Origin of the sequence: Streptomyces sp. 15-116A (genome assembly GCF_025290915.1) — a bacterium.
GTDB lineage: Bacteria > Actinomycetota > Actinomycetes > Streptomycetales > Streptomycetaceae > Streptomyces.
The window spans coordinates 14481-27937 of the sequence record NZ_JAOCQE010000027.1 but is presented as its reverse complement, the minus strand read 5'-3'; the positions used below and the strand labels follow the sequence as shown (position 1 = coordinate 27937).

Genomic DNA, 13457 nt, shown 5'->3' with positions numbered 1-13457 from the left:
CCGGATGATCCGCAGCCGGCCAACGCGAGCACGGCCAGCACGGCGCCTGCGAAGCGGAACCTACTCACGTGTCTGACTCTCCTTCTGCGCACTGTTGTCAGCCACTCGCTCCAGCACGATGCGTGTCCGGTACTCGACAGCGGCCACCCGCCAGCTGTCCCCGGTGATCTCGACGATCTGCCCAGGTACCAGCTCGTCGTACTCGGCGATGAGCCGGCCCTCGCAGTTGACCTGGATACGGCCGTGCACCGAGGGCTGCATGAAGATCGTTGCCACGACGCGATGAGTGCGGCCGTCGTGTTCGACGGTGTACGGGACGTGGTAGCGAAGCACCCAGCGACCGTCGAACTCGAACGGATACTTCACCTGCGGACGGTCGGTCACTGCGCTCACCTGCCGGGTGTCACGGATATCAGGGGACATCGAATGCCTCGGGCATCTGGAAGTACTTGTCGAACTGCTCCTGGGTCACTTCGATCGGCGCATACCCGGACACACCCCAGGGATTGCCGAGAATGACTTTGCCGTCATCAGTGAAGCCGCGGACGTAGTAGGCGTGGTTGCTGTGATAAGTGCTGCCCCACTCCTTGGGGTGGTTCTTGTCCAGACTCTCGTCGGCCGGAGTGGAGACGGTGACCACCTTTCCGGACTCGAACGCCTTCTTCAGGGAATCCAGGTTCATGTCGTCGTGCTCGCCGATACCGAGGAAACCACCGGTTCTCAGGTCCTCACCCTCCCGGCCGGTCAAGTACGGGGCGGACTTCTTCGGATCGTCCCCTTCGATGCCGCCGTAGCCGCGCTCGTTGTCCCCGTCGTCCGAGTAGACCATCGCGAAGGCCTTCTCGTAATACGCCGGCCAGGACTCACCGTTGCCGTAGGTGCTGATCGGCCTGCCGTTCTGGTCCGTCGGCAGGTCCGCCGTCACCGTGACCTAGTGGTGGTTGCCCTCCTTGTCCCAGACACGGACGCTGACCGTGCCGTTGGGGTTCTGTTTGATCCCCTCCTGCACGAAGTGGGGGTTCCTCTGCGCCAGACCGGCCAGCGAGGCCACGTACCAGCAGTCACCGAACTGGTTCTGGTTGACGTCGTCGGCCGACACGCCGTTCTGGAACAGCGGATCGCTGGGTGGCGCCCAGTGAATGCCGCTGTTGGTCTGCCCGTTCTGGCTGTTCCCGCCGTTCTCGTAGGCGTCGGTGTTGGTGAATGTGGGCTGCATGCCGGGGAAGGCAACCTGAAATTTCGGGATGCTCTGGACACTGATCTTCGACAGCAGCAGGCTGAGTGTGTCCCGGCGCTTGTTCTCGGGCAGGCCGTTCTCGTCGAACGGGGTCCAGCCGGAGTCGCTCGTGTCGCTGAGCAGCTCGTTGTAGAAAGCCAGGTCCTTCGGGGATGCCTTCGACATGAACGCGTCCGCCTCTGCGGCTGTCAGTCCGCCGAGTTGGGAAGCGAACTTCTCCAGATCCTCACGGTTGCCGTTGGCGCCGAAGTCCTTCCCCTTCAAACCCCGCAGATTGCGCAGTGCCTCGTCGATCTTCTTCGCGTCGGGCGCCCGCTCATCGAGGAACAAGCTTCCGTCGTTCACGGGGTAGCCATGCTGAGCAAGCTCCTGAAGGCCCTCCAGTTGCCGGATACGCCGTTTCATCGATGCCTGCATGTCCCCGAGCTCGGGGCCGAGTGAGCCTGGCAGTCGACGGCGGCCGCCGAAGATCGACGGCACCGGAACCACGTCACCGACGAGCGCCTGAAGGTCGGGGTCGCGCGAGGCGTTCTGGCCCGAGGGCAGGTTCTGCTGTGCGGAGGTCAGCACGGCAGCCAGTCGGCTGTGCAGCTTGCCCGCCTGCCCGGACAGCGCGTCCAGATCGTTGGCGAGAGCCGTGAGCTTGCCGGCGTCGAATCCTCGGAACGCCATCAGTTGCCGCCTGCCACGGCCGCTGACCGGTCCTTCTCCTTGGCCTGGCGATCGAGTTCATCCGCCTGGTTCTCCCAGCGAGTGGCGTCGGCCAGCAGCGCACCGCCCATGGTGTTGAGCGTGCCCTTCCGCTGCTGCAATGTCGCGGTGCACTCGTCGGCGAAGGGACCCTGCCAGATGGCGTCCGCGCTGTTGCTGGCTCGTGAGGCAGTGGCGCGAGGCGTTGCCTTCCGCACCGCGTCGTCGAGGAGTGGCCCGAGTCTGCGAGCGAGTGACCGCGCCTCCCTCGCACAGTCCCGCAGTCTGTCGGCTCGTTTCTTCAATTCGACAGCACTGTCTGCGTCTGTGGGCCCCACGGCCGAGTTCCTCCCCGTTGACTGAAATGCCCGGCGTCTCACGTGCGCTGCGCGCTACGCCGTCGCTGAAGCTTACGCGGGCGGTACGCCTCCCCCTGTGCCGCCGCCCGTCCTGCCGTGCCCGTCGCGAAGTCGTCACAGACACTTCACAGAAGGTCCGGAATTCTCCCAGGCGATTCATCACCTCAGGAAGTCATTACCGGCCTGGCTCAGATGTCGTTGAACCGATTGATGGCACGGCCGGGGAGTGACACAAGTGCGCCGTACACCGTCAGGTTTCGCGTGTACACGCCCTCCAGGACCAGCGCGATGGCGATGTCGAGGGAATCCACATCACCTGAGCAGGTACCCGTGATCGTGCGTGGTTTGACCCAACTCGAACGCCGCATGTGTACAGCCGCTCCGGTGCGGACAAGCTCGTGATCGCGTTTTCCGCCCCGTTGGGTATAGGCGTATGAGCGCCGTTTGGTCCGAATCCGCAAGGCGCGCGCGTTCCTGGTGAGCAGCCACCTGTTTCGGGATAGCTCGGCGGGTTCCCAGTCGACGTTCAGCTCCCCTCTGGCCAGCAGTGGGCGCTGCAAGTAGCCCAGACCGAGATATGTGACGAGAGGGAAGCCCTCCCCACTCACTGACACCTCGGTATACGTAGACGGATAGTTGCTGTTTTCTGTGGGGAAGGTGAGCTGAACGCGGCCAAGTCCAGCGATATCCCCAATCCATGAAACGGCTTCGCCCCGCCTTCCCTTGGTGGATGCCGCGCGCTGCACTTTGAATGTCATCCCGCCCATACGTCTGTCGATTCCGTTTCTGCATTGACCGGTGGAAAACAGTGGACCGAGCATCGCACCGTGATGCAGGGCGACAGTCGGTACGCTGAATGATCTTAAAGGCACGGTATTAAGGTTCGATCGCTGCCCGGCCATCCACGCTTCTGCGACGACGCTCGCGGTGTCGACGACCTCCATCGCGCTCGCCATGAAGTCACCACAATCACTTCACAATGAGCGGACTCTGGGCGGGCGACTCGGCACCCTAGGGATCAGAATCGCCGTCCTTGACGACTCAGGAAAGGGCGCCCAGGGTAAGGGGCAGTGGCTCGCAGCCACGGGCGCTGGGTAGCCTGGCCGGCATGGAGAGCGGATGGAGTTGAGGGGAGCGGTCGTGGGCGGCGTGTATGGATCTGGTGACAACGTGGCGACGGCGTCGTACGGGCGCGCGGTGGTGCACCAAGAGAAGCTGCCGAAGCGCTGGATGATTGCCAGCATCGCGGTTCTTGTCGCCTTTGTCCTTTATCAAGGGGGTATCTTGCTTCCCGAGGACAGCACTGTCTGGCTGGTGATTGTCGGTGCCTCGACGCTTCTTGCGGTCGTTTTCAACGCCGTGCCGCTTTCCAAGCGCATCTACCACCGAGTCCGCCTTGAGAACGGCCAGTTGACCGTGGGGCGGGAGACGATCGCGGTGGAGTCGTTGACCGTCGACTCGCTCAGGGAAGCTCGTGAGCAGCCCACTGATGCGGAGTTCGTCGCCGCCCTCGGTTCTCGGTCGCCTCAGGAACTCGCGGAGCTGCGTCGAGCGAGCCGTGCGGCTGTGCCGCCTCGGCTCATGGGAGGAGGCTGGTCTGTGCCGATGGGTATGGACGAGATCGTGGTCGAGACCGTGCAGGGCGAGTCGCTGCTGATCGCCACCCACGACCGCGATGCCCTGCTGGACGCACTGACGCGAGCGCGCCAGATCTGATCACCCACATTCGTTTGTACTCCGAGTTTCTACCGAGACTGTGGGCGTCGGTTCAATCTGCGTCCACGGTAAGGTATTCGACCACTTGTGCTGCTTCCTGCTCAGGAAGGAGCTTTGTTGATCACCTGAGGGAGATGTGTGACGGGCAAGCCGAACAGAGTGGTGAATCCGAACGACCTCGAGCAGCTGGCCAAGTTGCTCGACGGGCGGGGAGGAATGGGAGACAGACTCGGTGAGGCCTTCACGCGTGCCTCGGCACTCGGGGTGTCGGACAAGCTGAGCGCGATACGGCCCATGCGTGCCTGGGTTTCGGATACTGCGCCCGAACTCCGCAGGAAAGCAGCATATGCCCGCTTGGAGAACGACGATCCGCTGGCCGGCCTGCTGCTCGCCGGGTTCACCCCTGAGCAACTGAAGAACAAGGAGTTGCCGCCGGACATCCTGTTGGTCGCCAATGCGACGGCGTCCAACAGCGAGCTCGACGACAGCTGGCTCAAGAGGAAGGACGGCGAGTCTCTCGACGACTGGCTCGTCAGGGTGCAGGGCGATGCTGTCACTCAGCTCACCGGCAACGAGAAGCTGGGTCAGGCAGTCGCGACGTACATCGAGGGAGCGGCCAATCTGTCGGCGTTCTTCACGTCGACAACCGTGGGGCTGCTCAGCGCAAAATCGGTCCGTGCCTACTTCAAGTCATCCAAGATACTCAACGCGCCAGGCACCCTCACCGCCCGCCTGATCAGTGGTCACTGGGACAAGCTGTCCAGGGTTCCCAGGGCCGGGAGTTGGCTGGCCCGGGTGCCGACCGGCGTGCTGGCCGGCTCCGACGAGGCGGCGATGTTCGCGGGATACATGCGCAACGGCGCCTTCTACATGCCCACTGCGACCGAGTCCAACTTGCTCCGGGTCGCCCAACGCGGGGGTCTCGCGAATGCGGCCAAGGCCGCCGGATGGATTCGCGGCGCCGGTATCGTCGGTTCGCTCGGCGCCACCGGTTGGGGCGTCGCCAACCTGGCAACCATGGATCACGGCAAAGCGTGGAAGGAAGACAAGGCCAAATACCTGTCCAACTGGACCGGGACGGCCTTCAACGCTTCGCTCACCGCGGCCATGGTTGCCCCCAACCCCGTCACTCTCGGTCTCACTGCGGCCACTGGACTTGCCTATGCCGGAACACTGGCCTGGGACCATGCGGACAAAATCGGTGACGCCGCAGAGTGGGTCGGCGACAAGGCTGAAAAAGCAGGTGAGGCGATTGCCGATGGAGCCAAGAAACTCGGCAGTGCCCTCAACCCGTTCGACTGATGCCGACCACGCCACATCCGCGCCCGAACGGCGCGAGGGGAAGGAACCATGCAGCAGTACACGTACGCTCTAGACGGCTGGGAGGACCGCTCGGGCCATCGACTGGCCTGGAAGTTCGGGTACCGGGGGACCGTAGGCGAGTTCGGCCGGATCGAGGTGGTCTACCCGGCGAGTCGGCACGGCGACCGTCACGTCACCGAGGTCAAGGGGGACACTGTGCCCGCCACCTCGTTCATGGGCTGGGCTTACGGACGCAAGCCCTCGCTCTACATTGCAGAGCTCAATGTCGGCGGGGCAGGAGTCCGGCTCAAGCGCAACCGCTGGGCACAGACCAGAGCGGGAAGAGCGCTCCGGATGCAGGTTGCCGGGAGGGAGTATCGCTATCTCGCGACCAGCGCGCGGCACCGGGACCGGGCTCTGGTCAGGAACGGGGTGGAGATCCGGACCCGTCGTCATGGCAGCGGTGCACGGAAGAAGGCCACTCTCACCGTCCTGGGGCCGGCCGACGCCACTGACCTCGCCCTGGCCGCCGTGATGTGCGGCGTCAATACGCGCAATCTGACCAGAGGCGGGGCCGTTCGCGCCTTTTTCAGCAGGTCGTTGAATTGGCTGGACATTTTCCATTGACCCGATGGAATTCCTGAGTCAGCGCCGCCACATTTTGCAGCTAGCGAAAGCGACACCCAATGCCCTCATATGACAGCACCCGGGGTCGGTTCCGGCTCGCCGAGAGCCACCTGGCCGTCATCGGTCATCGCATCGCAGGGGAAGAAGTACCCTCCGAACTGGACGAGGCCGACCGCGAACTGCGCGACGCCGGCCTGATGGACGAGGCGGGAAACCTCGACATCTTGCTGAGCCCATTGGTCAGCACCCTGCGAGCACCCACCGTCGTCCTGCACGTGGAGGCGCTCGGTGAGCACGGCACCCTTCACCACGGCGTGACCATCGGCGACGGCTACGTCTACTCCCACGAGTCCTGGCCGGGTTCCGACGAATCCGAGTACGTCCGGCTCGAGCCGAACATGCTCGTCTGGGCGCTGGCGCGGATGGTCAACCTCCAGGGCGAGGAGACTGTTCAGGTCGCCACGCCGGTGATCGAGACCACCATGGCCGTCCTGAACGCAGGGCTGAGCACCCTGGACAGCCTCCGTAACCTGACGGCCGAGGAAGGCGTAAACCGGATCGGGGAGGCGCTCAAGGACGCCGGACTCACCCAGAAGTCGCAACTCAGCACGCTTGCCAAGCTCATCGCCGGAATGCGTGCCAGTTGGCGGATGACTGCCGCATGGCGGGGCCACGATGAGGGGACTCCCGCCATGCAGGTGCGCGGATTCGCAGTGTGGGACTGCGGACCTCTCGGCTATTGGCATCGTGAGCTGCCCGCCGAGCCGATCCTGCCCGGCCAGGTGGATGGCACAACCCCGCTCAAGCTGGTTCGGACCGATGCCAAGGAGGTCTGGCAGCTGATCTCTGACCTGCTCCCGGCCAAGGAAGAGTTCGCGACGGCGCCGCCCCCGAGGTGAGCAGCTCTGCGACCTTTGCCGTCCTCCGTTAATCACCGGTTGACGGCCTGGATCTCCTGGACTGTCACCGCCTGGTCATTGCCGAACGTGCCGTCCGGGAGGTCGCCGCCGGCGCCGCCCGTGCCCTGCCAGGTGATGTCCCACGTGATGGTGGCCTGGAGTTTGAAGGTGTCCTCGCCCGAGGAGCGGAGGTACTTGATGCCGCAGGGCGGGGTTTCGTCGGCCTTGCCCTTGGCGTAGGGCTCGCCGATGGAGCCGTCGGCGTTGATGACGCACTCGCCGGAGGCCGGGTAGGTCTCGGCGTCCTTGGTGCCCGGTTCCAGCTTGAGGGAGACCGGCTTGGCCGTGGTCGTCGACTGGAGGTTGAAGCCGGGGACGTTGATCGCCGCCGTGGCCTGGACCTCGTCGAAGACGGCCTTGTCGAGCCACGCCCAGGTTGGCAGGTTCACCTTCGTGGCGGCCGCCGGCGCGAGGGTCACCTTGGTGTCCGGGAGCTGCATGTGCTGGTAGGCGAGGGCTGCGAGGATCTCGGGCGTGATGGCTTCCTCGTACTGGGGCGGCGGGGCCTCGCCGTTGGGCACCCAGAAGGGGAGGTCGTTGCACGAGCTTCGCTTCAAGGGGTCGGGCTCGTCGGGGTTCTCGACGGCCGCCCAGAACATCCCCTTGCCGTCGTTCTCGACGTTGTAGTCCTTGTAGCCGGGGGTGTCGGTCCAGCCGTACTCGTCCTCGTAGTGGCGCTCCACCTCGCCGACCGCCGAGCCCGCGGTGCCACCCATGCCCGGAGTGTTCTTGGCCTTCTCGATGTCCTTGGACATCTTCTTCTTGAAGTCCTTGGCGCCCATGTACGGCGCGTACCAGCAGGGCGGTGGCGTCCAGTTGACGTCGGTGGACGTCACGTTCCCGGTGCCGCCGTTCTTGGCGACAGAGCCGGAGTACTGGATGCGGGCGGCGGCGTAGATGCCGCTGTTGTCGCCTCCGCCGGTCTCCTCTGTGCTGGCTCCCTTGCCAGAACCTACGGGCTTCGCCGCATAGGCGGCTTCCGTTAGAGCGACGGGCACGAGGGCCAACGTCAAGGCTGCCGCACTGAGGCGTACGAGTCGCGATCGGCTCATCGGCACTTCGCCGCCTTGGTTTCGACGAACACCTTGGATGCCTGCCACAGGCCCTCATCTGCGGGGTGCTTCACCATGATGACCTTGAAGTGGTCGAAATCCTCGATGCTGGGCTTGGTCCTGAGGATTTTGCCGGTCTCGAGTTCTTTGCCGAAGAACCTGCCCGAGTCCGCGCAGAACGCCACTTCCACCGAGTTGCCGTTCTCGGCGGACCGTGTGGCGGCGTCGTAGTGGCGCAGGGTGCCGGTGGCCGTCCAGCCGCCCTTGATCCACTCGTTGATCTGCACCTCCGCGTAGTGCAGCCCCTCGCCCGTGGCGTACGCCGTCACCGCCGCGTCCTTGGTCGTTCGTTTGTCGACGCCCCGATAAATGGCCCGAAGGAAGTTCGCCGCGTCCTCCATCGCCGCCGCCTCGTTCTTGTCCTTCGGCTTCTCCCAGTCGAACACCAGGTTCATGTCCTTCGGCAGGGACACATCCACGCCGTCCGGCCTGTCCTCCGCCGGGGCCGCCGAGGGCTTCGTGGACTCCTTCGGTGTCTCCGCGCCCTGGTCGGCGCCGGCGATCTTGTCGTTGTCGCCGGCCTTCTCCTCCCCGCCTCCGCAGGCCGTCAGCAGGAGGGCTGTTGTCGCGGCGCATGCGACAGCAACGGGCAAAGTTCGGCGCTTCACAGTGACTCCCCGTGGGACAGATGTGCAGTCAAGGGCAATGACGGTACTGGTGTGGTTCGTGGTTTCGCCACCGCGAACTTGCTTGATGCTCAGCCGGCATGCGCCGCTTCCTTCACCTTTGTCACCAGCTCGCCGTATCCCTTCGACAGCGGTGACAGCAGGCGGCGCGAGGCCTCGTCGTAGCGGATGCGGGCCGTGCCGTCGGGTCCGCACGGCAGGGTCAGGAACCGGCCCGGGAGTTCGCGAGGCGCGGCGATCGCCGCATCGCGGCAGGGCTCGCAGACCGGGAGCAGGCGCCTGCTCTTGCCCGCGGGCGACACGCGGACGTCCTGGCGAGTGACGGCGGAGCCGTGCAGGGGGTTCACCGCGCAGCAGCGTGGGCTGGAGTCGCCGTCCAGGGCCGCTCGTGCCGCGCGGGCCAGGACGGCGATCGCCAGCAAGTGGGCCGGGTCCAGCGCCGGGTCGCGCAGGCGGGACGTGTCGGCGCCCGCCAGGGACTTCGCCGCCTCGTAGCGGTCGTGGGCGTTGCGGGATCGGGTGTACGCCGACGGGTTCGCGTCCTCGTCGTCCGCGCTCGCCGTCCGTTTGACGGCCGCGGCCGCCGCTCGGAGTTCCGCCCGCGCCACGCGTCGCAGGTACGCCTCCGACGGAGCCTGAGGTGCCGCGTCGCGCGAGTCCGGGCTCGGTCCCCAGCCGAGACGTCTGCCCGCCTTGGCGACCACCGGCCACATCGCGGCCACCACCATGAGCAGCAGCAGCGCCGCCAGGGCGCCGACCATCAGGCCCGGCCAGAAGTCGGTGGCGAAGAGCGGTGGGAGGGCGTGCTCCTTGGCGGGGCTGGGGGCGGACAGCGGTGTGCCGCTGTAGCGCGGTTCCTCGGTACGCGGCACCTCGTCGAGGAACGTCATCAAGGCGTCGAGGCGCTCTCCGAGGAGGTGGTCCTCGGCCTGATCCGCCTTCGCGGATCCGTACTCGATCGATTCGGGAACGTTGAAGAGAAGGTCGTAACTGTCCACGTGAAGGCCGTGGTTGAAGGCGCGGATGTAACCGCTCAGCGGGTCCGCGGTGACGTACACGCCGTCCTTCTTGAGCTTGGCGTGGACGGCCGCGGCGAAGCGGTCCTCGTCACCGGCGGTCTCGTCCTCCGGCATGTGCGGCATCAGCGTGACGTAGACCGGGCCGCCGCCTTCCGACCTGGCGAATCGGTCGATACGGGCCTGCAGGCGGGTGACTTGGGACGGGCTGAGCCTCTGCGGGCTCTCCGGGTCCTGGTAGATCGGGTCCCGGGCCAGGGCCGCCGCGACGCGTTCGACGCGCGCGGACATGTCCTGTGGGGACGGTGTGGGGGCCGCGCTGCTGCGGGTCTGGTCGAAGACCAGGGGAGCGGTGCCGGCGATCGCCGCGCCTGTGAGCAGGGCGATCGTGGGCAGGAGCAGGCGACGCCACAGAGGGGCGCCGGCGGGGGACTTCTTCTTGCCGCGCGCCGGTGGCGGGCCGCGTCGGCGGCGGCGTATGTACGGGACCAGCAGCAGGATCGACAGCGGTACGCCGGTGACGGCTATGCCCGTGAGGAAGGACTGGTTACGGCGGTCCGCCGGGCCGATGTACAGGTCGGCGGGGCCGCCGTCTTCCCCGTACGCCTCGCTCGCCGCCGCGGCCAGCTTCTCCGCGTCCTCGGGGGCCATGGTGGCGACCTCGACGAAGCGCTCGAAGGCACGCAACGGGCCCGCGTCAAAGGGGAGTTCGTAGCGCACGACGGTCGCGGCGGCCTCCGCCGGGACGCGCACGCCGTGGGCCCGGGCCTCCGTGACCTCCGACTCGTCGATCAACACGTACAGTCCGTCGCGGCCCAGCCGGTCGTGCACCTCGGCCAGCAGGCCGTCCTCGCGCGCGCTCTGGCCCGGCAGGACCAGGACGTACGTGGGGACACCGGTGCGCTTCGCCACGCGGGCGAAGTCGTCGGCGAGGGAGAGCGGGACCTCGCGGGGGAGTTGGTCGGTGACGTGGACCGGGTGGGTGCGGAGGCGGTCGGCGAGGTAGGCCGCCTGGGACTGTGCCCGCGGGCGCGGTTGCGGCTCCGCCTGGGCCTGCGGTGCGGCGGTCGTCAGTACGGCGACGCAGGCGCACAGGGCCAGGAGCAGGCGGCCGGCCCTCGCGCCGATGCCGCTGGACACCACGGAGGTCAGGGACGCCACGGCCGTCACCCGAGCTTCGCGTTCTGTGCCTTCACCACCGCCGCCGACAGCTTGGCGTCGCTCGGCCTGGCCTGGGCGATGGCCAGGCCGTCGACCGAGTGGTAGACGCCGAGGACGTCGGCCTTGCGGACCACCTGCGTGTGCAGGGTGTGCGAGATGCCGCGGAAGGTCATCGTCGCCTTGAAGCCCAGGGTCTCGTCGCCGGCCGGGGCGACCTTCTCCTCGGTGACCGAGTCGTAGGTGTTGGTGCCGCCGCTCGCCTTCGCCGTGAAGCCGTCGCCGCAGGCGCTCAGGGCCTTCCTCACATCGGCCAGAGCGGGCTGCGCCGCCCCGGTCTCGTAAGTGGTCAGGGTGATGTGCGTGTGTGCGTCGCTGATGCTCTTCGACACCACCCGTGTGAGGTCCGCCGTCGGGTCCCCCAGCGGGAGCTGGTTCATCGCGTACGCCAGGGGAGCGCAGGCCGGTTTGTCGACCTTGACCTCCTCAGGGGACGTGGCGAAGGCGAACTCGGCATCGGGCTTGTCCACCGAGAACCCGTCCACGTTGGCCGGCCGTACCATCAGCTGGGCCAGCCGCTGGGCCGGAGTGGCCTGCTGAGCCTGGGAGGTGGTCGGCCTCGGCTCTCCGGTGGAGTTGTCCGGCTCCTTGTCGCCGCCGCACGCCGTGAGCGTGGCGAGGGCGAGGACGGACAGAGCGGAGGCGGTCAGCGCGGTGCGCTTCATGTGGGGGGCTCCTCGAGGGGCTTGCTTACGGGCCTGCTGCGGTGTCCCGTCATCGGTCCGACCGAAGATCATGGCATGGGCCGCCCGGCCCCTCGTGAGTGAATCGTGCAGGGCTCGTGGGTGAGGCGTGACGAATCGGGTGGCCGGGGTGCGCGGGATCGGGAGCAGGAGGGCTGAGATGGCCGGCGGTAGGTTTCGGGCGAGGGATGCGTGGGGGGTCGCGGGTTTCGTCCTCTTCCTTGTCGTCGGTCTCGTGGTCGTTCTGCTGTTCTTCGGAGGCGCCCGGTGGCTCGGGCGGGAGGCGATATCGGCGCTCGTCGGGATTCCTGGCGGGGCCTGGGCGGCCGGTGCTGTGCTGGGCATCGTGAGCGTGCTGGGCTGGTTCGGTGCGTTGGCCAGGTCCGGGGTCGCGAACGGGGACAGCGAGCCACGGCTGTTGCGGGCCGCTCGTTCCGCGGGAACCGCCGCGTGCTGGGTCGCCGCGATGGGGCCGGTGCTGTTGCTGCTCAGCGGGTTGCGCGGCAGGAACTGCCGGTCGTCCTCCTGCGAGTACGTCCCGGGGACCGGCACCGCCTTCCTCGCCTACGTCGTCACCGTGACGGCCCTCGGTCTGCTCGGCCGGCGGTGGCGCCGGGGCGTCCTCGAGGCCCGGCGGGCGGAGGAGCGGGACCGGATGCGGAAGCTGCGGAAGAAGGGCAAGGGCAAGAGTCGTGCCGCACGGCAGGTGAACGGCTGACCGCCCGTCGCTCCTGAAGCCCCCGTGTCACCGTTCCGGGCGAAGATCATGGCATGGGCCGGGTGGACTCTCGTGAGTGAATCGTGCAGGGCTGATGGGTGAGGCGTGACGAATCGGGCGGGCGGGGGCGGTGACGCGGCACGTTGGCGGTTCGCTTGCGCACAGGGCGTGACATGGGGGTCTGGGTAGGCGTCAACCCGGTTTCACGGGGCTGCAGTTGCAGGCGGGTAACAGTGTGCCGTGTGGTGTTCATGACGTCGGGTGCGCCTTGAGGGGCGTATGAGCGGCTGATACGGTGCGAGGGCTTGACACTCACCTCAGCGTTGGCTATCCGCCCAGGTCGGGAGGGTACGTCCGACGCGTCCCGCATGTCTGCGCGCGAGTGGACGCGGGTGAAGTGTCCGAATTTTCTGAGAACTTGGCAGACATCGTCTTGGGTGTACGGGGAGCGGTTGCGTGAAGATCCAAGAGCGTACGGGGGCGGGCGCAGGTCGTTCCGCGGCTCCTGCTCAGCCGTCGGTCGGTGACCGGCTTCCCACGCCGCCTCGCGAGCGCAAACCCGCACTGGCCGCACTGGCGGTGCTGCTGATCCTGGTGGGTGCGCTCGGCGCGACGATGCTGGTGCTGCAGGCCGGTGACCGTATCGAGGTCGTGAAGGTCAAGAACGAGATCCAGGCCGGGGCGTCCGTCACCGACAGCGACGTGACCTCCGTGATGGTGGCCGAGGACGAGAGCATCAACTACGTCCTCTGGAGCCAGCTGGACACCCTCAAGACGCTGAAGGCCAAGACCACCATCTACCCGGAGACGGTCGTCCAGGGGCAGATGTTCGGCAAGAAGAGCAGTCTGCCCGCCGGTAAGGCGTCCGTCGGTCTCGCTCTCAAGGAGGGGCAGTACCCCGCGGACATCAAGTCCGGTGACGTCGTGGCGGCCTACCGCGTCGGCGGCACGAGTGCCGGCTCCGACGACTCGGACGGTGCGGGTTCCGGGGCGACCGGCTCCTCCTCCGGCGGCGCCCTCGTCGACGACGCCCGGGTGAACACCGTGAAGGACGACAGCGACTCCACCGTGAGCACCGGCAGCAAGACGCTCACCCTGCTCGTCGACCAGGCCGACGCGGCCGCGCTGGCCTCGGCGGCAGCCGCGGGTGAGGTCGCCATCGTGCACGTCCCCGGCAACTGAGAAGGCGGCACC

At 66.9% G+C, this 13457-nt stretch carries 15 protein-coding genes; 6 read left to right on the top strand and 9 right to left on the bottom strand.

Annotated features, from left to right (window positions below):
• Positions 1-60: 60 nt before the first annotated feature.
• The 5 genes from N4P33_RS07935 to N4P33_RS07915 all read right to left on the bottom strand — a co-directional run bounded on the left by N4P33_RS07935 (position 61) and on the right by N4P33_RS07915 (position 3242).
• Complete coding sequence (locus tag N4P33_RS07935) at positions 61-384, bottom strand: hypothetical protein (protein ID WP_260825601.1); 324 nt, start codon at positions 382-384, stop codon at positions 61-63.
• A gap of 28 nt (positions 385-412) precedes the next feature.
• Positions 413-925, bottom strand: coding sequence for a hypothetical protein (locus N4P33_RS07930; protein ID WP_260825600.1), 513 nt, complete (start codon positions 923-925; stop codon positions 413-415).
• 6 nt (positions 926-931) lie between these two features.
• Complete coding sequence (locus N4P33_RS07925; protein ID WP_260825599.1) at positions 932-1909, bottom strand: C2 family cysteine protease; 978 nt, start codon at positions 1907-1909, stop codon at positions 932-934.
• The gene (locus tag N4P33_RS07920) at positions 1909-2145 is read right to left on the bottom strand and encodes a hypothetical protein (protein WP_260825598.1); all 237 of its coding nucleotides are present in this window, start codon (positions 2143-2145) and stop codon (positions 1909-1911) included. The genes N4P33_RS07925 and N4P33_RS07920 overlap by 1 nt, the downstream gene beginning before the upstream one ends.
• A 329-nt stretch (positions 2146-2474) precedes the next feature.
• On the bottom strand, positions 2475-3242 hold the full coding sequence (locus tag N4P33_RS07915; RefSeq protein WP_260825597.1) for a hypothetical protein: 768 nt from the start codon (positions 3240-3242) through the stop codon (positions 2475-2477).
• A 184-nt stretch (positions 3243-3426) separates the two neighbouring features.
• On the opposite strand from N4P33_RS07915, the gene N4P33_RS07910 reads away from it, so the two are divergent.
• From N4P33_RS07910 to N4P33_RS07895, 4 genes are all read left to right on the top strand, one after another.
• The gene (locus N4P33_RS07910) at positions 3427-4002 is read left to right on the top strand and encodes a hypothetical protein (RefSeq protein ID WP_260825596.1); all 576 of its coding nucleotides are present in this window, start codon (positions 3427-3429) and stop codon (positions 4000-4002) included.
• A 138-nt stretch (positions 4003-4140) separates the two neighbouring features.
• The gene (locus N4P33_RS07905) at positions 4141-5304 is read left to right on the top strand and encodes a hypothetical protein (RefSeq protein ID WP_260825595.1); all 1164 of its coding nucleotides are present in this window, start codon (positions 4141-4143) and stop codon (positions 5302-5304) included.
• A gap of 48 nt (positions 5305-5352) precedes the next feature.
• A complete protein-coding gene (locus tag N4P33_RS07900) occupies positions 5353-5931 on the top strand; it encodes a hypothetical protein (protein WP_260825594.1) in 579 nt (192 codons plus the stop codon).
• A 59-nt stretch (positions 5932-5990) separates the two neighbouring features.
• The gene (locus N4P33_RS07895) at positions 5991-6830 is read left to right on the top strand and encodes a hypothetical protein (RefSeq protein WP_260825593.1); all 840 of its coding nucleotides are present in this window, start codon (positions 5991-5993) and stop codon (positions 6828-6830) included.
• Between the two features lie 32 nt (positions 6831-6862).
• On the opposite strand, the gene N4P33_RS07890 is transcribed toward N4P33_RS07895, so the two are convergent.
• From N4P33_RS07890 to N4P33_RS07875, 4 genes are all read right to left on the bottom strand, one after another.
• Positions 6863-7942 (bottom strand): hypothetical protein, encoded by a 1080-nt coding sequence (locus N4P33_RS07890; RefSeq protein ID WP_260825592.1) that lies wholly within the window; start codon positions 7940-7942, stop codon positions 6863-6865.
• The gene (locus N4P33_RS07885) at positions 7939-8610 is read right to left on the bottom strand and encodes a hypothetical protein (protein WP_260825591.1); all 672 of its coding nucleotides are present in this window, start codon (positions 8608-8610) and stop codon (positions 7939-7941) included. Before N4P33_RS07885 ends, N4P33_RS07890 begins: the two co-directional genes overlap by 4 nt.
• 89 nt (positions 8611-8699) lie before the next feature.
• Positions 8700-10805: a hypothetical protein gene (locus N4P33_RS07880; RefSeq protein WP_260825590.1), complete on the bottom strand. Its 2106-nt coding sequence runs from the start codon at positions 10803-10805 to the stop codon at positions 8700-8702.
• Between the two features lie 5 nt (positions 10806-10810).
• Complete coding sequence (locus N4P33_RS07875; RefSeq protein ID WP_260825589.1) at positions 10811-11527, bottom strand: hypothetical protein; 717 nt, start codon at positions 11525-11527, stop codon at positions 10811-10813.
• 178 nt (positions 11528-11705) lie between these two features.
• On the opposite strand from N4P33_RS07875, the gene N4P33_RS07870 reads away from it, so the two are divergent.
• Both N4P33_RS07870 and N4P33_RS07865 read left to right on the top strand, forming a co-directional pair.
• Positions 11706-12263, top strand: a complete 558-nt coding sequence (locus N4P33_RS07870; RefSeq protein WP_260825588.1) for a hypothetical protein — start codon at positions 11706-11708, stop codon at positions 12261-12263.
• Positions 12264-12719: 456 nt separating this feature from the next.
• On the top strand, positions 12720-13445 hold the full coding sequence (locus N4P33_RS07865; RefSeq protein WP_260825587.1) for a hypothetical protein: 726 nt from the start codon (positions 12720-12722) through the stop codon (positions 13443-13445).
• Positions 13446-13457: the final 12 nt, after the last annotated feature.